At 69.8% G+C, this 18,299-nt stretch carries 18 protein-coding genes; 1 reads left to right on the top strand and 17 read right to left on the bottom strand.

Annotated elements, in window-relative coordinates; all coding sequences use genetic code 11:
• Positions 1–4 precede the first annotated feature (4 nt).
• The 17 genes from OG780_RS23020 to argC all read right to left on the bottom strand — a co-directional run bounded on the left by OG780_RS23020 (position 5) and on the right by argC (position 16,468).
• The gene (locus tag OG780_RS23020; protein ID WP_328451035.1) at positions 5–904 is read right to left on the bottom strand and encodes a DUF2182 domain-containing protein; all 900 of its coding nucleotides are present in this window, start codon (positions 902–904) and stop codon (positions 5–7) included.
• Complete coding sequence (locus OG780_RS23025) at positions 901–1,494, bottom strand: DUF1326 domain-containing protein (protein ID WP_328451037.1); 594 nt, start codon at positions 1,492–1,494, stop codon at positions 901–903. Before OG780_RS23025 ends, OG780_RS23020 begins: the two co-directional genes overlap by 4 nt.
• Before the next feature lie 88 nt (positions 1,495–1,582).
• Positions 1,583–2,521: a DMT family transporter gene (locus tag OG780_RS23030; protein WP_328451039.1), complete on the bottom strand. Its 939-nt coding sequence runs from the start codon at positions 2,519–2,521 to the stop codon at positions 1,583–1,585.
• Positions 2,522–2,599: 78 nt separating this feature from the next.
• Positions 2,600–3,316: a hypothetical protein gene (locus tag OG780_RS23035; protein WP_328451041.1), complete on the bottom strand. Its 717-nt coding sequence runs from the start codon at positions 3,314–3,316 to the stop codon at positions 2,600–2,602.
• Between the two features lie 38 nt (positions 3,317–3,354).
• A complete protein-coding gene (locus OG780_RS23040) occupies positions 3,355–3,999 on the bottom strand; it encodes a hypothetical protein (RefSeq protein WP_328451043.1) in 645 nt (214 codons plus the stop codon).
• Between the two features lie 59 nt (positions 4,000–4,058).
• Positions 4,059–5,108: a TauD/TfdA family dioxygenase gene (locus OG780_RS23045; RefSeq protein ID WP_328451044.1), complete on the bottom strand. Its 1,050-nt coding sequence runs from the start codon at positions 5,106–5,108 to the stop codon at positions 4,059–4,061.
• A 3-nt stretch (positions 5,109–5,111) separates the two neighbouring features.
• Entirely contained in the window at positions 5,112–6,212 is a 1,101-nt protein-coding gene (locus OG780_RS23050) for an amino acid kinase family protein (protein ID WP_328451045.1), read from the bottom strand.
• Positions 6,209–7,258, bottom strand: a complete 1,050-nt coding sequence (locus tag OG780_RS23055; RefSeq protein ID WP_328451047.1) for an aspartate-semialdehyde dehydrogenase — start codon at positions 7,256–7,258, stop codon at positions 6,209–6,211. The genes OG780_RS23050 and OG780_RS23055 overlap by 4 nt, the downstream gene beginning before the upstream one ends.
• Positions 7,255–8,268: a DMT family transporter gene (locus OG780_RS23060; RefSeq protein WP_328451049.1), complete on the bottom strand. Its 1,014-nt coding sequence runs from the start codon at positions 8,266–8,268 to the stop codon at positions 7,255–7,257. Before OG780_RS23060 ends, OG780_RS23055 begins: the two co-directional genes overlap by 4 nt.
• A gap of 28 nt (positions 8,269–8,296) precedes the next feature.
• The gene (locus OG780_RS23065; protein ID WP_328451051.1) at positions 8,297–9,256 is read right to left on the bottom strand and encodes a transporter substrate-binding domain-containing protein; all 960 of its coding nucleotides are present in this window, start codon (positions 9,254–9,256) and stop codon (positions 8,297–8,299) included.
• Positions 9,253–10,554 (bottom strand): methylaspartate mutase, encoded by a 1,302-nt coding sequence (locus tag OG780_RS23070; RefSeq protein WP_328451053.1) that lies wholly within the window; start codon positions 10,552–10,554, stop codon positions 9,253–9,255. The genes OG780_RS23065 and OG780_RS23070 overlap by 4 nt, the downstream gene beginning before the upstream one ends.
• The gene (locus tag OG780_RS23075; RefSeq protein WP_328451055.1) at positions 10,551–11,129 is read right to left on the bottom strand and encodes a cobalamin B12-binding domain-containing protein; all 579 of its coding nucleotides are present in this window, start codon (positions 11,127–11,129) and stop codon (positions 10,551–10,553) included. The genes OG780_RS23070 and OG780_RS23075 overlap by 4 nt, the downstream gene beginning before the upstream one ends.
• 133 nt (positions 11,130–11,262) lie before the next feature.
• Positions 11,263–12,177 carry a LysR family transcriptional regulator gene (locus OG780_RS23080; RefSeq protein ID WP_328451057.1) on the bottom strand — a complete coding sequence of 305 codons (915 nt, stop codon included), beginning with the start codon at positions 12,175–12,177 and terminating at the stop codon, positions 11,263–11,265.
• A gap of 208 nt (positions 12,178–12,385) precedes the next feature.
• Entirely contained in the window at positions 12,386–13,729 is a 1,344-nt protein-coding gene (locus OG780_RS23085) for a sulfate adenylyltransferase subunit 1 (protein WP_328451059.1), read from the bottom strand.
• Position 13,730: 1 nt separating this feature from the next.
• Positions 13,731–14,603 (bottom strand): sulfate adenylyltransferase subunit CysD, encoded by an 873-nt coding sequence (cysD, locus tag OG780_RS23090; protein WP_328458314.1) that lies wholly within the window; start codon positions 14,601–14,603, stop codon positions 13,731–13,733.
• An 86-nt stretch (positions 14,604–14,689) separates the two neighbouring features.
• A complete protein-coding gene (gene cysC, locus OG780_RS23095) occupies positions 14,690–15,253 on the bottom strand; it encodes an adenylyl-sulfate kinase (protein ID WP_328451061.1) in 564 nt (187 codons plus the stop codon).
• Between the two features lie 183 nt (positions 15,254–15,436).
• Positions 15,437–16,468 carry an N-acetyl-gamma-glutamyl-phosphate reductase gene (argC, locus tag OG780_RS23100; RefSeq protein ID WP_328458317.1) on the bottom strand — a complete coding sequence of 344 codons (1,032 nt, stop codon included), beginning with the start codon at positions 16,466–16,468 and terminating at the stop codon, positions 15,437–15,439.
• A 397-nt stretch (positions 16,469–16,865) separates the two neighbouring features.
• Between argC and OG780_RS23105 the strand changes: the two genes are divergently transcribed.
• The gene (locus OG780_RS23105; RefSeq protein ID WP_328451063.1) at positions 16,866–18,179 is read left to right on the top strand and encodes an MFS transporter; all 1,314 of its coding nucleotides are present in this window, start codon (positions 16,866–16,868) and stop codon (positions 18,177–18,179) included.
• Positions 18,180–18,299: the final 120 nt, after the last annotated feature.

Here is an 18,299-nt window from a genome sequence, read left to right on the forward strand (position 1 = left end):
GGCCTCAGATCAGGTTCGCCAGCGGGGTGTGCAGCAGCGGCTCCAGGACGAGCACCGTGCCGAGGACGGTCATCACGGTGCCGGTCACCCGGGCCAGCGCCACACCACGCCTGAACGTCCTCTCGGCGAGGAAGAGCAGGGTGAGCGTTCCCATCCAGGCGATGTTGTCGAGCCCCACCGCGACCTGTACGAGCATCAGCGCCCAGCAACAGCCGAGGCAGTAGAGGCCGTTGAGGACACCGGCACGCAGCGCACCGGCCGGTCCCGCGGCGAAGTCATGGGTGAGGACGAACTGGAGAGGGCTGCGGCACACCGTCAGACACCTGGTCTTGAGGCCGCTGAACTGGAAGAGCCCGGCGGTCGCCAGGACGAGTCCGGTCGACGCCACCCGCCAGGGCCCGTCGAAGGACTCGGGAAGTGCGGCACGCTTGGCCACCATGAGCAGCAGCGGTGCCGCGCCCGCCAGCACCCAGGCCAGCAGATAGCCCGCGACGAGGCACCCTGTCTCCGCCTTGCCCCGCGCACCGCGGGTACGGGTGACGAAGCGGTGGGCCGCGATCAGCGGGATGGCGACCGGGAACATCATCGCCACGACCATGCCGGTCCACATGAGGAGGAACATGCCCGCCTCGACGGCGGACACCTCCTGTCCGGCCGCGCCCGCCGAGTGGTGCTCCATGCCGGGCATGTCCGCCATCCCCGGCATCCCGGCCATGGCGTCGTGCCCGGCATGGGCCTCGGTGTGGTGGCCGCCGAGCATCCACCACCAGGCCAGGGCCGAGGCCGCGCCCACCCAGACCGCGGTGGTGACGCTGATCCGGCGCGTCCACTGCCGGGGCGTCGATGTCGGTCGGAGCGCCCGGGGCGCGGGCTGCGTGGGCGGCGTACGGACGGAGCTGCTCATGCCGAGGTCAGCTTCATGGGGCCGAAGTCGGCGTGCTCCAACTGCCAGTTCCAGCCGAGCTCGTTGTCGACGAACCGGCTGTCCGTCTTGGCGAGCAGCCGGGCCCCGCCGAACGACATCAGCGCGTTGTTGACCTCGATCGGCGTCGTGCCGTCCTGGCCGATCAGGGGTCGCAGCGGCACCACCGCGTCGCGGCCCAGGGTGAACGACGGCTTCTCCCCGGTCTCGTCGAGCTCGATCGGAACCCGACGGATCCCCTTGAAGTCCTCGACCAGGGTGAACAGCGTGGCGAGCAGGCCGCCCGCCTTGCCGGTCAGGATCTGGCCCAGCGCCTCGCTCTGCGGACCGGGCGTCTTCTCGTCGATGTAGACGGCCACTTGGAGACCGCCGTCCCACACGTGCCGGACCGTGCGGTAGGCCACGCCCAGCTTGCAGCCCGCCAGATCGACGTCGCCGTAGTGGCCACTGTCGATGAAGCCGACGCCGATGGCGTCGCAGGAGCCGTGGGTCGGCTCCTCGGCGAACCAGCACGGGCACGGGGTCCCGCAGTTACAGGCTCCGGCGAGCCGTCCGTCGATCTCCCAGTCCATCGTCCTGCTCCTTGTGAATCGATTCGTACGAACACGGGGGTACGAACACGGGGATACGAAGGCGGTGCTACGAAGGTGGCGGGTGGGGCTACGGGCGGATCGCGGGCCCGGCCAGGGCCGGGGTCGCCGGCGCGCTGAGCCTGGCCCACTGCGCGAGACCCACACAGCCGAGCACCAGCACGGCCGTGGTCAGCGTCGTCGTGTCGACCGACTCATCGAGCAGGAGCGTCGCCCAGCCCACCGTCAACAGGGGCTGGAGAAGCTGCATCTGGCTGCCGCGGGTGACGCCGACCCGGGCGAGGCCCGGATACCAGGCGCAGAAGCCGAGGAACATGGAGAACACCGCGACGTAGCCGAAGCCGACGAATGCCGACGCCCCCGCGTGCTCGAAGCGGGGCGGCGCCCAGACGAGCGAGGCCGCCGTGATCGGCAGGGTGACGGGGAGCGAGAGCACCAGGCCCCAGGAGATCACCTGCCAGCCGGGCATCGACTTGGAGATCCGGCCGCCTTCCGCGTATCCGATGCCGCCGGTGATGAGCGATCCGATCAGCAGGAGGTCCGCGACGCCGAAGCCGCTGATTCCGTTGCGGAGGGTGAAGACGAGGATCACCACGGCGCCCGCGACCGAGGCCGCCCAGAACAGCGGGCTCGGCCGCTCGTTGCCGCGCAGCCGGCTCACGGCGGCGGTGGCCAGCGGCAGCAGGCCTGTCACGACGGCGGCGTGCGCCGAGGACACGTGCTCCAGGGCGAGCGCGGTGAAGATCGGGTAGCCCACGACGATGCCCGCGCCGACCAGGGCCACCGGCAGGAGGTGTTCCCGGCGGGGGAAGCGGGCCCGGGCGACCAGCAGGCAGATACCGGCGAGGGCGGCCGCGACGACGGACCGACCGATGCCGACCGTCCAGGCGTCGAAGACGGCCATCGCCTTCTGCGTGGCCGGGAAGGTCAGGGAGAACGCCAGTACTCCGGTGCCTGCCATGAGCAGTCCGAGCAGATGTGAGGATGCCGGAGCATCACGATCGGTCATGCCGGTCCTTGTCTGTGAGCGGGGGCTGAGGACGGGGGTGGGGCCGGACGCCGCGGGGCGCGCCGTCCGGCCTCCGGGTCAGACGCCCGCCGGCGCCGCCGCCTTCGAAGTGGCCTCGTAGGCCTCGACGAAGTACATGGTGAAGAGCTTGAAGAGGTGGTCGAAGTGGCGTGACAGGCGCTCCTCGTCCTCGGGCGTCTTCACCAGCGTCATCAGCACGTTCCACACGTCGCCGGTGTGGTCCTCCTCGATGTCGTAGTTCACGTGGGTACGCGCACCCTCGACGTTCTCCTCGCCCAGCGTCTTCTCCAGGTTGTCCAGCCAGTCGGGCTGGGTCAGCCGCGTGGTGTACTCCAGGAAGTAGCTGCTGGCGATGGCGCCGAGCGGCGAGCCCTCGAACTCGAGGCAGTACAGGAAGTAGCCGTTCAGCAGCTTCGTGGCCAGGAAGGGCTCCGTGGCGTACGCCTCGTCCGCCTCCACGCCGACCTTCTTGAGGTCGGCCAGGAACAGCTGGTCGTGGAGCATCTCGTCATCGGTGTACGCGGCCCACTTCTTCGCCGCCTCCGGGTCGTGGAGGGTGAAGTAGCGGATGGCGTGCGCGTCGATGGTGCGCTTGCGCCGGATCCGCAGGATGGTCTCGATCGTGTGCCGCTTGTAGTACGGCATGTCGATCTCGGAGCCGTTCAGGAAGTGCTGCGCGTAGGGCACCTCACGGTAGAAGTCGCCGATGAACGCGTCGAGCTTGCTGTTGACCTTCGCGAACAGTTCGGGACGGATGATCGCGTCGTCACTCATGCCGATTCTCCTTGTTATAAAAGGTCGTTGTCGTTCGCTCAGCTGCGGGAGGCGGCTGGGGCGGACATCCCGGCGGCCGCCAGGATGTCGTCGAGAGCGAACTCGCCCCGTCCCGCGGCGGCGGATTCCATCAGGTCTCCGAACCCGTAGGCCCGGATGTTCTCCACGACCTTCGCGACGTCGGCGACGATCGTGTAGTAGTCGGTGCCGCGCCCCGGGACGTCGCAGGGACCGGCGACGATCTCGGCGCCCGCGGCCTGGAAGCCCGCGAGCTTTCCGCCCCGGCAGTACGCGACGACGCGTTCGACCGGCAGCCGTCCCAGGGACCAGGCCGAGGCCCAGCCGAACAGCAGCAGCGAGTAGGGGAGATCGCGTCCCTGGCGGGGGAGGCCGGCCAGCCTTCCCAGCTCCCAGACGCCCGGGTCGTTCGCCAACTCAGCTGGCAGCAGACCGAGTTCGGCGATCTCCGTGGTGCAGGCGGTGACCGGGACGATCCGCAGGGTCGCGGCCGCCCGGTCGTCCTTGCGCAGCAGGAACACCTTTCCCGCCGCATCCCGGTCCCGGTCCAGCCACCAGAACTCGTCGTCGGGGAACCTGGGTTCGTACCGCAGGAGGCGCAGGGCGTGGGCCTCCGCGAGTTCCGACGTGTTCGCGGTTACGGAGAAACTGAACATCTCTGTCATGGGCTCCCCTGATTCGCTGAGATCTGGTGCATCGGCCCGTCGGCGGCTGTCAGTGGCTGTCAGTAGTGGACCCGGCGGCTCTCCGGCGTCACCCGGTAGCGGATGTCCCACAGGTTCCGGCGCACATAGGTGCGCTGGAGCCAGCGGTCCTGCCCGTCGTAGCGGGCCGTGAAGGTGGACCGGGCGTGGACGCCCTTGCGGTTGTTGATCAGCAGGACCTGGCCCGGGCGGAGACGGACACCGTGTGCCACCGCCCCGCAGACGTCCTGGAGCTGGTCGAGTGCGGCCTGGGCCCCACTGGTCAGCGCGCGCACCCCGTTGGCCGAGATGACGATCTCGGGGTACTCCGGGGTCCCGCTGATGAGCGGCACGGGGTCGGAGAGCACCTCGGCGTCGTCGGCGGCGTTGCGGGTGTAACTGCCGGGCGCGTTCAGCCGGAACAGCGGCGAGCGCAGGATCTCCAGAACGCCCGGGGCGAGGGCCGCCGAGACGTCGCGGGCGTCCGCGTAGTACGTGCCGGCCACCCCTTCGTGGTCCGCGCGCAGGCAGCTGAGCACGAGGAAGTCCGGGTTGGCGACGTCGTACCGGCCGATCACGTCGTGGGTGATGTCGCTGTGGAAGTTGAGGAAGACCTCGGACCCCTGGTTGGTCTGGGTCCTGGAGCCGCCGGAGACCGGGATGACGTCGTGGACCAGCTGGCCGGCCTTCTCGGTGGTCACCCCCATGGGCTCGCCGAGCAGCCCGCTCAGGCCGAGCAGCACGCCCTCGGCGACGAAGGTCTCCTTCTCCCTGCTGGGACCGCCGTCCACCGGGGTGGCCGGGAGGTCCGGGTCCACGGGCAGGTTGTCGATCAGGGTGACGCCGGGGGTGTCGATGTGCCGGCCGAAGTCCAGGATCTGCTGGAGGAGTTCGGTGGGCAGGCCCGCGAAGACCTGGAGGTAGCGGGTCATCGCCCGGTCGATGTCGGTGTCCGGGCGGCCCACGGTCGCGAGCCCGGCGCCGAGGGCGTCACGTACCTCGTCCGGCAGGTTGATCTCGGCGAAGGTCGCTGTGGCCGGCGGGCTCTCGCCGGATCCGGCGTCGAGCGGACTCTCGACGAAGGTGGTCATGCGTCACACTCCTTGCAGTACCGGTTCGGGGAACCGGGCGTTGGGGTCCTGGAGTTCGTCGTGCAGCCGCTGTGCCAGGTGCAGGGCGTCGTCCTCACCGGCCGCCAGATGGGTGGCGACCTTGCTGCCGCGCAGCGCCGTGACCGGGACACCGGCGTAGACGCCCGGCGTCAGGCCCTGCCGGCGCTGGAACTCCTCCAGGTCGACGAAGCCGCCGATGACGGCGACCTGCGGCCCGGTGGTGAGGCGGATGGTGTCGATGTTCGCGCTGTGGAAAGCGGCGAACGCGATGTCGGCATCGGCGTCGGAGTCGTAGGACAGGGCGATGGAGTGCTGGTTGAGCACCACCGCGGAGGCCGAGGTGCCACCGGTCCCGATCACGGAACCTGCCGGGAACGGCGCCCGGTTGAGCCGGCAGACGATCTCGATCCGGTGCTTCTGGGCGAGCCGCACGGCCCTGCGGTGCAGCACCTTCGCCCCGTACAGCGACATCAGCGCCGCGATGTTGTACGAGACCTCCTTCAGCAGCCGGGTGCCGCTGACGAGGTGCGGGTCGGTGCTGTAGATGCCGTCCACGTCCGAGTGGATCTCGCACCGGTCCGCGCCGACCGCGGCTGCGACGGCCACCGCCGACAGGTCGGAGCTGTTCTTGCCGAGCCAGGTGGGCCGGCCCCGGGTGTCCGCGGCCTGCCCGCCGGGCACCACGACCACGTCGTTGTCGAACAGCGCGGTGAGCAGCGGTTCCGAGTCGGTGTGCTCCAGCCTGGCCCACATGAAGGCCGAGTTGGTGACCAGGCCGAGCTGGTGTCCGGCGAGCACCGTGGCGGTGCGTCCGACCCGGTGCAGCGCGGTGGCGAGCAGCTGGGCACCGACGGTGTCGGCCAGCGTCAGCAGACCGGCGACACTCTCGTCCTCGGGGTGCGGATTGACCTGGTTGAGCCGGTCCCTGAACTGCTCGGTCTCGCCGGGCTGGCCGCTGACCACGACGACGAGTTTGGTGCCCTCCCGCTCGACGCGGTCGCTGAGCGCCCTGGCGAGGTCTCCGTACGCCGTGAGGGTACGGAAGCTGGATCCGCCGAACTTCAGGACGGCCGGCGACTTCACAGCGTGTCTCGTTCTATGAGCTCCTCTGCGATCTGCACGGCGTTGAGTGCCGCCCCGATCCGCAGGTTGTCGGCGACCAGCCAGAGCCAGAAGGCGCGGGGGTTGTTCTGGGTGGCGCGGATCCGGCCGACGTGGACCAGGTCGGAGCTGCCGACCACGGCCGGGGTCGGGAAGGCGGTCACCGTCTCGCGGTCGTGGACCTTCACCTCGGGCAGGGCGGCGAGCACCTCGACCAGTTCGGCGCGGTCCACCGGCGACTGGCACTCGACGTAGACGGACTCGGAGTGGCAGTTGGCGACGGGCACCCGGACACAGGTGGTGGTGACGTCCAGGTGCGGCAGGCCGAGGATCTTCCTGGTCTCCTGCAGCATCTTCTCCTCCTCCAGCGTGAAGCCGGAGTCGAGGAAGCGGTCGATCTTCGGGATGACGTTGAAGGCGAGCGCCGGCTTGAAGTGCTGCGGCTCGAAGTCGGCGTCCGGACCCTGCAGGGAGGCCCTGGTGGACTCCTGGAGCTCCTCCACGCCGGAGTAGCCGAGGCCGGAGGCGGCCTGGTAGGTGCTGACGACGGCGTTGCGGATGCCCCAGCGGTCCTCGATGCCGCGCAGCAGGCGGGCCAGCGGGATGGTGGAGCAGTTGGGGTTGGCGATGACGCCGCTCTTCGGACGCCGGTCCAGCTCATGGGCGTTGACCTGTGGCACGACCAGCGGGGTGTCCGGGTCCATCCGGAAGGCGATGGTGTTGTCGATGACGACGGCGCCGGCGGCGGTGGCGACCGGTACCCACTTCTCGCTGACGGTGGTGCCGGCCGAGAAGAAGACGACATCGGCCTGCCCGAAGTCGAACTCCTCGATCGCCTGGACCTCGTACTCACGGCCCGCGACGGTGAGCTTGCGGCCCGCCGACCGGGACGAGGCGACCAGGTGCAACTCCGAGTAGCGCAGGCCGCGTTCCTCGATGATTTCGATCATTGTGGTGCCCACGGCACCTGTGGCACCGACTATGGCGACGCGGGGCGCGGCGGCGGTCCGGTCCGGAGCGGAACTCATCGGGACTCTCCAATGGTGATCTTGTCGGCCCCGGCGGCCTGCGCGGCCAGAGGCTGAGCGGCGGCGGCGGCGGGAGCGGGAGCGGGGGCGGGGGCGGCGGTCTCGGTCCGGCGGGGGCCGAACTTCCAGCCGAGGTTGATGCCGAGGCTGGCGGCCACGATCAGCGGGATGCCGAGCGCCTGCAGCAGGCTGATGCGGTGCCCGTAGACGCTCCAGTCGCAGAGCATCGCGACGGCCGGGTAGATGAAGGCCAGGACCGCGATCTTCGAGGTGGGCAGCTTCTGGTACGAGGAGTACATGAGCACGTACATCAGGCAGGTGTGGATCAGGCCGAGCCCGACCAGCCAGCCCCAGTCGCCGCCCATTCCCGACATCTCGCCGAACGAGGTGAAGGGCAGCAGCAGCGGGATGCCGAGCAGCACCTGCACGAGCGCGACCAGATGGGGCCGGACGCCGGTGACGCGCTTGGTGATGACGGTCGCGAAGGCGTAGAAGACGGCGGCGAGCAGGGCCTGCCCGAGTCCGGTGAGGTAGCCGCTCTTTCCGCTGTCCTGGAAATCGGAGAGGGAGATGCCGGCGACCAGGATCAGTCCGCCGAAGGCGACGACGAGCCAGCCCAGCTTGGCCGCGGTGATCTTGTCGCGGAAGAGGAGCGCGCCGAGCATCATCACGTAGAACGGCTGGGTGTGGTACACGACGGTCGCCACGGTGATGGAGGTCGACTCGTAGGACTCGAAGAGGAAAGCCCAGTTGAAGACGATGAAGACACCGCCGAGAGCCGCGAGGCCGAGCTTCTTCGGGGTGAAGCCGTGATTCTTGAAGAAGCCGCGCACCAGGCAGTACAGACCGAGCGCGACCGTACCGAACACGCAGCGGAAGAAGACCACGTTGAAGGGCGACGCACCGGACTCGATGACGAATATGCCGAGTGTTCCGGAGAGCACCATGGCGAGCGTGAGCTCGACCGCTCCCTTCAACTCCGGGTTTGTGGTGCTTGGTTCGGTTGACATGAGAGTCCTCTCACTCGGAGCGGGTGGATCAGTTCAGGGGTACGGCGTAGTGCAGACCGCCACGGGTCCACAGCTCGTTGAGTCCGCGCGGCACACCGAGCCCGGAGGCCGCGCCCAGGTTGCGCTCGTAGATCTCGGCGTACGTGCCGGTCGCGTCCAGGACGCGGGCCGCCCACTCCTCGTCGAGGCCGATCGCCGCTCCGTGCGCGCCGGCGAGGGCGGCCGCCTCGGCGAGCGCCTGCGACCGGCCGCCGGGGCCCGCCTCGTCGGCGTGGTGCTCGGCCGAGAGCAGCAGTTGCAGCACCCAGCGGCACAGCCGGTACCACTGGGGGTCGTCGTCACGCACCGCGGCGGCCATCGGTTCGCGGGAGATCGCGGTGTCGAGGATCCGGTGCGCCTCCGGGTCGGGCAGCGCGGCCCGCTCCCCGGCCAGCGCCGTACGGTCCAGGACGTACGCCGCGCACTCCCCCGACGCGTAGCCGGCGAGCGTCTGCGCGGGCGTCGCGTACTCGACCGGCTCGACGGACAGGCCGCGCCGCCCGTACCAGGCGGCCAGGTTGGCGATGCTCGTCGTGCCCTGCTGCACCGCGACCCGCCGGCCGGCCAGCTGCCCGGGGTCCTCGATGCCGCTGTCCGCGCGGACCAGGAACCCCTCGCCGTCGTAACAGGTCACCCCCGCGAAGAGGACGGGCCGGTGTGCCTCGCGGCCCAGCGTCCAGGTGAGGTTGCAGACGGAGAGTTCGGCCGTGCGCTCGTGCAGCGGCTCGAGGCGGTCGGCCGGGTCGGACGGCAGCCACTCGACCGCCTCGGGGTCGCCGAGCGCGGCCGCGGCGACGGCCCGGGCGACGTCCGCGTCGAGGCCGGTCCACGCACCGGTCGCGGTGGGCAGCGAGAGCCCTCGGATGCCACGGCTGACGACGGCGCGCAGCGCACCGCGGTCACGGATCGCGTCGAGGGTGGAGGTGGTGACCGGGGCAAGGGTGGTCATGTCAGGCTCCATCGGGGTACACGGGTCAGTTGCTCACGGTCGAAGCGGCGCTCGTTGTAGCCGAGCATCTCGATCAGGCCCTGGGCGGACAGCGGCTTTCCGGCGGCCGTGCGGTCGATCGCCAGGGGCATGGAGCCGGGCTCGGCCCAGCGCAGCAGCCCCCGCGCGTCGACGTACGCGCGGGACTTGTTGGCGTTGTCCCGGTGCAGGCAGAACGGCACGTCGAGATGGCCCAGGGAGAACGCCCGCACCAGGGCCTGACCGACCGTCGGGGCGAGCGCGAGGGTGCTGTCCACGAGCATCCGGGCCTCCTCGTACAGGCCTGTCTCGGTGGGCAGTTCGGGCTGCCCGTGCAGCGCCTCGTCGGCGGCCACGTAGGCGGCGAACTCCAGCGCGTCCACGTTCTCGCCGACGGTCGGGATCCGGAACGCCTCGGCGGGGGTCTTGACGATCAGCCGCTCGGTGCCGCTGCGGATCGCGAGCCTGGCGCTGTCCTCGAGGATCCGGAAGGAACCCACCGGCGTACGGGGGTAGACCCCCATGTACGTGTAGAGGACGACGTGCCAGTCGAGGTCGCCGAGGCGTTCGCCGGCGAGCCTGCGCAAGGCCGCGAGCGCCTCCAGGTCCTGTGCGGAGTTGGTCTGCTGGGCGTAGCTCAACGAGATGCTGTGCAGGCCGTGTTCGGCGAAGAACAGCGCCTCCAGGACGCTGAGGGCCACCAGCAGACTCGGCGGGCACAGCTGGCCGAGCATGCAGCCGCCGAAACTCTCCAGATGGATCTGCCGGTCCTGGGCGGCGAGCAGTTCGCAGCAGCGCGACCACGCGTCGACGGCCTCGGTGAGCGGGGCCCGGCTGTAGGGCAGGCAGTAGGAGACCGGGCCGCCCTCGGTGGCGTCGATGTCCGCGGCGACCATGGCTTCGAAGAGCGGGTAGGGAAGGGCGGAGCCGTGTCGCACCTGGATCGGGAAGTCCTCGCCGGCCACTCCTTCGAGCATCCGCCGGGTGGCGGCCGGGCCGTGGGCGACGAGGGGGAAGCCGTTGAGGTCGGCACCGGTGCGCAGGGCTTCCCGTGCCGAGTCGTGGTCGTTGACCCGCGTGTAGCTGTCCAGGGTGATGGTGCCGGCGGAGGTGGCCCGGGCCCCGCGGACGCCGAGCAGGCCCTCGCGCATGACCGGGAGTTCGGCGAAACCCATACGGGGCTGGACCACGAGGCCGCCCGCCTCCTTGGTCCGGTGCACGAACGCGGAGAAGCGGTTGGTGCGGATCCGGGCGGGGGCGGCGGGGACGGTGACGGTCATGCGGCGACCTCCGGCATCGGAAGGGCGCGCTGTGCACCGGGGCCGAGATCGCGCAGGAACTCGTTGAAGTTCTGCAAGGCGCCCTCGGATTCGAAAACGGCGTCGAATCCGCTTTCGGAGAGGCCCTCGATGAATTGGACGTTGTCCTTGCCGCGCACACCGAGTTTCCCGCCGATGACGACCCGCAAGTCCTGGAGGTCGGGCTGGCTGCGTATTTTGCGTATGAGCCTCATCCCGTCGAGATGACCGTGCCCATTGACCGTGCTGAGGACAAGTACGTCAGGTTTTTCCTGTCGGCATTCCTCGATGATGAGGTCGTCGGGGACGCAGGCGCCGAGATTGATGACCTCCCCTCCGTGCTCCTCCAGAAGTAGTTGGAGAAACACCAGGTTCCACATGTGGGCATCCGAGGAAACGCTCGAGACGATGAATTTCTTTGCCGGGCGCACTACATTCGACATCGGCTTCTCCGCAAACGTGAGGGAGTGACAGGGAAATCCTCGCCGGGGAGCGATATCCGCGTCCAGCATCAAGGCCGGGAATGATCGATACCAAGAATCGCGATGCTCGATCACACCGACCGCACTCTGCCGTTCCGTTCTCGGCCCGTGGATTCGGAACCCAGAACCTCGAAGCCGGATGGCCGGCGACCCGGGCACCGCTCGGACGGCCCGGGCGCCAGCCGCTTGCGGCCGACGCGTCGGACGGTCAGTCGGCCGAGCCCGTCGTCGCGCTGTACTCGCTCGCCATGCATTCCAGCGTCCGGTCGATGAACAGGCGCATCTCACGGGTCTGCCGGCAGCCTCGGCGCCACGCCAACTGGGTGTAGACCTCGAAGGGCACCTCCCAGGCGAGCGCGGCCAGCGAGCCCGCGGCGATGTCGTCGGCCACGGTCATGGTGGGCAGCAGGCTGATCCCGAGCCCGGCGGTCAGACCACGCTTGATCGACTCGATGTTGCCGAACTCCAGGAACGGCACCGGCTCGCCCGAGCCGTCGTTCAACTCCGCCTCGAACAGCTCCCGGTAGGCGCATCCGGCCTCCGGGGCCAGCACCTGGACGTCGCGGAGCTGGTCAAGGTCGACCTTGGCCTCCTTGGCCAGGGGGTGGTCGGGAGCGGCCACGACGACCAGCGGTTCGGGGCCGAGCATCTCGCTCTCCACGCCGGGGTGCCGGGTCTCGGCCTCCATCAGGAAGCCCATGTCGAAGGTGCCCTGGCGCAGCGAGTGCAGCGTCTCCGCGCAGAGGCTGGGGCGCAGTACCAGCTGCAGCTGCGGGTAACGGTGGTGGAAGAGTTCGAGCACCGGCGGCATGCGGTACGAGGTGATGCTCTCCATGGTGCCGATGGTGAGCAGACCGGAGGGCTCACCGTCACCGGACGCGATGCCGCGGGCCTCGCCGGCCAGCGTCAGCATCTGCTCGGCGTACGGCAGGAACCGCTGGCCGGCCGGGGTGAGCTGGATCTTTCCGGCGAGCCGCTCGAAGAGCTCGACGCCGAGGGACGTCTCCAGACTCTTGATCTGGGCGGTGACGCTGGACTGCGCGTACCTGAGTTCGGTGGCCGCACGCGTAAAGCTGAGCAGCGTCGCGACCTTGTGGAAGGTGGTCAATTGCCTTATGTCCACTGGATACCTCCTGGGAACGGGTGTGCGGTGGTTGCTTGACGCCGGGACCGGCGTTGGAGACCGCAGGCTGACCGGCGGCCTTGAGGACCTTGTCGAGCAGCGTCAGGTGGTGGATGCCGGACAGGTCGGGCGTGGGGTGCCTCGGTCTCGTAGGGGCGGCGGTCCTTCATCACGGACTCCGCGTGGTGGTCCCGGTGAGTGGCGTCCATCAGAAGTCCCAGCCCTCTTCGTCCTGGTGCCGAGGGGTCCCGTGGACGTGCCCCGCGGTCGTGGCGAAGGCTTCGCCCGCCATGGCCGCGGAGAGTGTCGTGCCGTCGGAGGGGTCGATGAGGAGGAAGGACCCGGTGCGGCGGGAGTCCGCGTACACGTCGAGCGCGAGCGGCTCGGCGGTCCGTACGACGACCCGGCCGATGTCGTTGGCGACCAGCTGCCCGGGGTCCGGGTGCTGGGAGAGGTCGTCCAGCGTGAGGCGCGACGGGATGTCCTTGACGATCGCCTTGACCGTACGGGTGGTGTGCTTGAGCAGCACCCGCTGGCCGGCCCCCAGCGGCGTGTCGGCCACATGGCAGACCGTCGCCTCGACGTCCTGGACCAGGGCCGGGGCATCATCGCTCGGAGCGATCAGATCACCGCGCGAGACGTCGATGTCGTCGGCGAGACGGATCGTCACGGACTGCGGGGCCCAGGCGATGCCGACGGATTCGCCGAGCAGGTCGATGCCGGCGACGGTGCTGGTGCGGCCCGACGGCAGGACGGTGACGCTCTCGCCGACGCGGAAGGCGCCGGCGGCGATCTGGCCCGCGTAACCCCGGTAGTCGGGGTGCTCGGCGGTCTGCGGACGGATCACGTACTGGACGGGCAGCCGGGCGTGGCAGTGTGCCAGGTCGTGGCTGACCGGGACGGTCTCCAGGTGTTCCAGGACGGTGGGGCCGCCGTACCAGTCCATGTGCGCGGAGGGCTCCACGACGTTGTCACCGGTGAGCGCGGAGATCGGGATCGCGGTGATCTCCGGGATGCCGAGCGATGCGGCGTACGCGGTGAACTCCTCGGCGATCGCGGCGAATACGGGTTCCGCGTACGCGACGAGGTCCATCTTGTTGACGGCCAGGGCGACGTGCGGGACACGCAGCAGGGCGGCGACCGCGGCGTGGCGGCGGGTCTGCTCGACGACACCGTTGCGGGCGTCGACCAGGACCACGGCCAGGTCGGCGGTGGAGGCGCCGGTGACCATGTTGCGGGTGTACTGCACGTGCCCGGGGGTGTCGGCCAGGATGAACCGGCGGCGCGCGGTGGCGAAGTAGCGGTAGGCGACGTCGATGGTGATGCCCTGTTCGCGCTCGGCCCGCAGGCCGTCGGTGAGCAGCGCGAGGTCGGGGGTGTCCTGGCCGCGGCTGCGGGAGGCGTGCTCGACGGCCTCCAGCTGGTCGGTCAGGATCGACTTGGAGTCGTGCAGCAGTCGTCCCACGAGTGTGGACTTGCCGTCGTCGACGGAGCCCGCGGTCGCGAAACGCAGCAGGGTGGTGGCCGAGAGCTGCTCGGTGGCGACGGTCATGTCAGAAGTACCCCTCGCGCTTGCGGTCTTCCATCGCGGCCTCGGACATCCTGTCGTCGGCGCGGGTCGCGCCCCGCTCGGTGAGCCGGGAGGCGGCGATCTCGGCGATCACGGCTTCGGGCGTGGTGGCGCCGGAGTCGACGGCGCCGGTGCAGGACATGTCACCGACGGTGCGGTAGCGGACCTGCCGTGTCTCGACGCTCTCGCCGCCCTTCGGGCCGCCCCACCCGCCGGCGGTCAGCCACATGCCGTTGCGCCTGAACACCTCGCGTTCATGGGCGAAGTAGATCTCCGGCAGCTCGATGCCCTCGCGCCCGATGTACTGCCAGACGTCCAGCTCGGTCCAGTTGGAGAGCGGGAAGACGCGGACGTGCTCGCCGGGCGCGTGGCGGCCGTTGTAGAGCTGCCACAGCTCGGGGCGCTGGCGGCGCGGGTCCCAGGCGGAGAACTCGTCGCGCAGCGAGAAGACGCGCTCCTTGGCGCGGGCCTTCTCCTCGTCGCGCCGCCCGCCGCCGAAGACCGCGTCGAACCGCTCGGCCCGGATCTTCTCCGTCAACGGGAGGGTCTGCAGCGGGTTGCGTACACCGTCGGGGCGCTCACGCAGCACTCCGCGGTCGATGTAGTCCTGTACGGACGCGATGTGCAGACGCAGTCCGTGCCCGGCCACCGCACGGTCGCGGTAGTCGAGGACCTCGGGGAAGTTGTGGCCGGTGTCCACGTGCAGCAGCGTGAAGGGGACCGCCGCCGGGGCGAACGCCTTCAGCGCCAGATGCAGCATGACGATCGAGTCCTTGCCGCCGGAGAAGAGGATCACCGGCCGCTCGAACTCACCCGCCACCTCACGGAAGATGTGCACCGCCTCCGACTCCAGCATTTCGAGGTGCGTCAGCGGGTGCACCGGATCCACCCGCGGGCCGAGGTGTCCGGGACGGCCGGCGGGCACGGCCCGCGTGGCGGCGATCACGACAGACCCCGTGCCGTGAGCAGCGCTCGCACCTGCCGGACCGACTCGTCGACCGTCTGGTGCTGCGTGTCGACCCGGAGGTCGGGGTCGACCGGCACCTCGTAGGGGTCGTCCGCGCCGGTGAGACCGCTGAGTTCACCTGCCGCCTGCCGGGCGTAGAGGCCCTTGACGTCCCGGTCGGCGCAGATGTCCACCGGCGTCGCCACGTGCACCTCGACGCAGGGGACGCCGCGTGCCGCGTGCAGGTCCCGGACCGCCGCGCGGGACAGCGCATAGGGGGCGATGACCGGCACCAGCACCGTGACGCCGTGCTCGGCGAGCAGCCCGGCCACGTAACCGATCCGCCGCACGTTGGTGTCCCGGTCCTCCTTCGAGAATCCCAGTTCCGCGGAGAGGGCGGCACGGACCTCGTCACCGTCGAGCACCTGAACGCGGTGTCCACCGGAGCGCAGCCGCTCGGCGAGACCCGTCGCGATGGTGGTCTTGCCCGCGCTCGGCAGCCCGGTCAGCCAGACAGTGCCGCCCTGCCACTCGGCCGGTGTGCCATTCGGTTCTCTCATGTGCGGATCTCCCTTTCGCATGAGCTGTGGGTCGGCGCCCCCCTGCGCAGGAGATGCGCACCGTGATGCCGGCCCCGTACGTGCTCGGCGGGCAGGCCCGGGTGTGTCGGCGCGGCCGGATCGCGGCCTCACGTGACGACGGTCAGCGGATCGGTGGTCACGGTCCCTCCGGTCGGCCGGGGTTCACAGGGGGTGGAGACCGGGGAAGGTCAGGCCGAGGGTCTCGGGCCGGCCCGTGCGGATGTTGAGGCATTGCAGGGCGTTGCCGGCGCCGCCTTTGACGAGGTTGTCCAGGGCGGCGATCGTGGTCAGACGGCCGCTGTCCTCGTCGACTGCGTAGCCGACGTCGCAGTAGTTGGATCCCAGGAGGATCTTCGGGTCGGGGTAGCGGAAGATGCCGCGTTGGTGCGCGACGACGCGGACGAAGGGTTCCTCGGCGTACTGCTCGCGAAAGGCCCGGCGCACGGTCTGCTTGTCCACACCGGGGCGCAGGGTGGCGTGGCAGATGGTCTGGACCCCGCGGACCGCTTCGACGCCGGTGGCGGTCATCGCGGCCGGCAGGCCCAGATGCCGTGAGATCTCGGCTTCGTGGCGGTGCCCGGTGGGCGCGAACACGCGCATGGCACCGCTGCGTTCGGCGTGCAGGTTGGCCGGACCGGCGGTGGCGCCCGAGCCGCTGGAACCGGTGCGGGCGTCGAACTGAGCCCCTTGCCCGAGATCGATCAGATCGCGGGCCACCAGGGGGTACAGGGCGAGTACGCCGGCCGCGGCCATGCAGCCGGGAACACTGATCAGGTCCGCGGTGCGCAGGCTCTCGCGGTGCAGTTCGGGAAGGCCGGGCACGAAGTCGGCCAGCAGATGCGGGGCCTGGTGCTCCTCGCCGTAGTAACGCCGGAAGACTTCGGTGTCGTCGAGCCGGAAGTCCCCGGTCAGGTCGATGACGAGCTTGGCCCGCTGGGCCCAGTGACCGATCTGGGTCATCGCCACCCGGTGCGGCAGTGCCAGGAACGCCGCGTCGCACTCTTCGACCTCATCGGCCGAACAGAATGTCAGATCGGTGGCGGACCGCAGATTCGGGTGCACACCGTCGACCCGTTTCCCCGGGAAACGGGACGAGACCGCGCCCACCACCTCGACCTCGGGATGTCCCAGCAGCAGCCTCAGTAACTCGCCGCCGATATAACCGGCCGCACCGGCCACCGCCACCCGTATCACGACCACACCCTCCTTGCCGAGATATTCCGACCCGCCACCACGACACCCTCCAGTCCGAACCGATCACCCATACGAAAGGAAACTACGAACCTTTCCACCTCACCCGCGTCCGCGACAAACACATCGTGAAGGAGGCGTCGGACTTAGTTCTCTGCCGATCGGCTAAGCGCACCGATTACTCGATGCGAACCTCGCCCGTGTCAGTCTTGAGATCGGCCCGTATTCCGGTCGCGGTCCGCGGCCGGGAGGCCGGGGATCCATTTCGGAGAACAAAGGCCACAGGGCGGTACGGCATCCTCCGGGCGCGCGGCGACGGGTACGGACTTCCGCGGCGCCGGGAGGGTGCGGCGGCTTCGTCACGTCAGCGGTCATCAAGTCACCGAGAGAGACGGACCAGATGAGGGTCACCCAGAATCCTGACTTCCGGCGACTGCGGGCTGCGCAGGGCGTCAGCCAGATCGGCAGCCAGATCGGCTTCCTGGCGCTGCCTCTCGTCGCGCTCCAGGTGCTGAACGCCGGCGCGTTCGAAGTCAGCGCGCTCATCGCCGCGCAGGTCGCGCCCTTCCTGCTGATCGGGCTGCCGGCCGGGGTCTGGATCGACCGAATGCCCCGAAGGCCCGTTCTGATCGTCAGCGACCTCGCGCGTGCGCTGCTGCTGCTCACCGTCCCGCTGGCCTACGCGCTGGACGCGCTCACGCTCGGCCAGCTCTATGCGGTCGCGTTCGTCCAGGGTGTCGCGACCGTGTTCTTCGACGTCGCCTACCAGTCCTATCTGCCCGATATCGTCGAGGCCGAGCAACTGACGGACGGAAACGCCCAGTTGGAGCTCGCGCGGTCCGCGTCGCAGCTGATCGGCCCCAGCGTGGGCGGCTGGCTGATCTCGGTGCTGAAGGCCCCGGTCGCGCTGTGCGCCGACGCCCTGTCGTTCCTGTTCTCCGCGTTCATGGTGTCGCGCATCCCGCGCGATCGGGAGAAGCCGGTGACGGGGGGCGGCAGCCGGGCGACCTGGCCGGTTCTGCTGAAGGAGGTCGGAGAGGGGCTGACCTTCGTGCGCCGTCACCGCCTGTTGGCCCCGGTGGCCGGTGTCGGGGCGCTCCTCAACTTCTCCTACGGCATGGTCGCGGCCATCTTCACCACCTACGCGGTGCGTGAACTGGGCTTCTCCGCCGCCAAACTCGGCATCGTGATGGCGATCGGCTCTCTCGGTGTCGTCCTCGGTGCCGTCGTCGCCCGCAGGTTGTCACAGCGCCTGGGCACCGGACCGAGCATCGTGCTGGGCGCGCTCATCGACGGTCTCGGCCCTCTCCTCACCCCCGCCGCGCCCGCCTCGGCCCTCGAAGTGGTCATCACCTGCGGCGTGTTCGTGCAGTCGTTCGGCGTGGTGCTCTTCAACGTGAACCAGGTCAGCCTGCGTCAGGGCGTCACCCCCCGACCCCTCATGGGTCGCATGACCGCCACGATCCGGTTCGTCGTATGGGGCACCCTTCCCGTCGGATCGCTGTGCTCCGGTGCGCTCGCATCGAGCATCGGCCTGCACCGCGCCATGTGGGTGTCGGCAGGGGTCGGCGCCCTGGCGTTCCTCATAGTGCTGTTCTCCGACGTCCGGACGGCGGGCACGCGGAACGCTCCGCTGACGCCCTCGGCGTCCGACGCCGACGCCGACGCCGTAGCCACGGCCGTCGGCGTCCCGAGCGCCCCGGTGGAGGGCTGACCTCGACGGTTCAGCCGAATCCGGCTCCGAATCCGGCTCCGGTGACGGACCGGCAGGACGGTGCGACCGCACTGCCGTCATGTGCGTTCGCGGGGACCAGGCGTATCGGCCTTGCTCTCC

The sequence above is a fragment of the Streptomyces sp. NBC_00386 genome (assembly GCF_036063235.1).
Taxonomy (GTDB): domain Bacteria; phylum Actinomycetota; class Actinomycetes; order Streptomycetales; family Streptomycetaceae; genus Streptomyces.

Bases quoted from the DNA above. Each gene is read 5' to 3' on its own strand.
- OG780_RS23025 (WP_328451037.1), bottom strand. From the start codon at position 1,494: ATGGACTGGGAGATCGACGGACGGCTCGCCGGAGCCTGTAACTGCGGG.
- OG780_RS23030 (WP_328451039.1), bottom strand. From the start codon at position 2,521: ATGACCGATCGTGATGCTCCGGCATCCTCACATCTGCTCGGACTGCTC.
- OG780_RS23070 (WP_328451053.1), bottom strand. From the start codon at position 10,554: ATGACCGTCACCGTCCCCGCCGCCCCCGCCCGGATCCGCACCAACCGC.
- OG780_RS23040 (WP_328451043.1), bottom strand. From the start codon at position 3,999: ATGACAGAGATGTTCAGTTTCTCCGTAACCGCGAACACGTCGGAACTC.
- cysD (WP_328458314.1), bottom strand. From the start codon at position 14,603: ATGCTGGAGTCGGAGGCGGTGCACATCTTCCGTGAGGTGGCGGGTGAG.
- cysC (WP_328451061.1), bottom strand. From the start codon at position 15,253: ATGAGAGAACCGAATGGCACACCGGCCGAGTGGCAGGGCGGCACTGTC.
- OG780_RS23085 (WP_328451059.1), bottom strand. From the start codon at position 13,729: ATGACCGTCGCCACCGAGCAGCTCTCGGCCACCACCCTGCTGCGTTTC.
- OG780_RS23035 (WP_328451041.1), bottom strand. From the start codon at position 3,316: ATGAGTGACGACGCGATCATCCGTCCCGAACTGTTCGCGAAGGTCAAC.
- OG780_RS23065 (WP_328451051.1), bottom strand. From the start codon at position 9,256: ATGACCACCCTTGCCCCGGTCACCACCTCCACCCTCGACGCGATCCGT.
- OG780_RS23020 (WP_328451035.1), bottom strand. From the start codon at position 904: ATGAGCAGCTCCGTCCGTACGCCGCCCACGCAGCCCGCGCCCCGGGCG.
- OG780_RS23105 (WP_328451063.1), top strand. From the start codon at position 16,866: ATGAGGGTCACCCAGAATCCTGACTTCCGGCGACTGCGGGCTGCGCAG.
- OG780_RS23045 (WP_328451044.1), bottom strand. From the start codon at position 5,108: ATGACCACCTTCGTCGAGAGTCCGCTCGACGCCGGATCCGGCGAGAGC.
- OG780_RS23060 (WP_328451049.1), bottom strand. From the start codon at position 8,268: ATGTCAACCGAACCAAGCACCACAAACCCGGAGTTGAAGGGAGCGGTC.
- OG780_RS23055 (WP_328451047.1), bottom strand. From the start codon at position 7,258: ATGAGTTCCGCTCCGGACCGGACCGCCGCCGCGCCCCGCGTCGCCATA.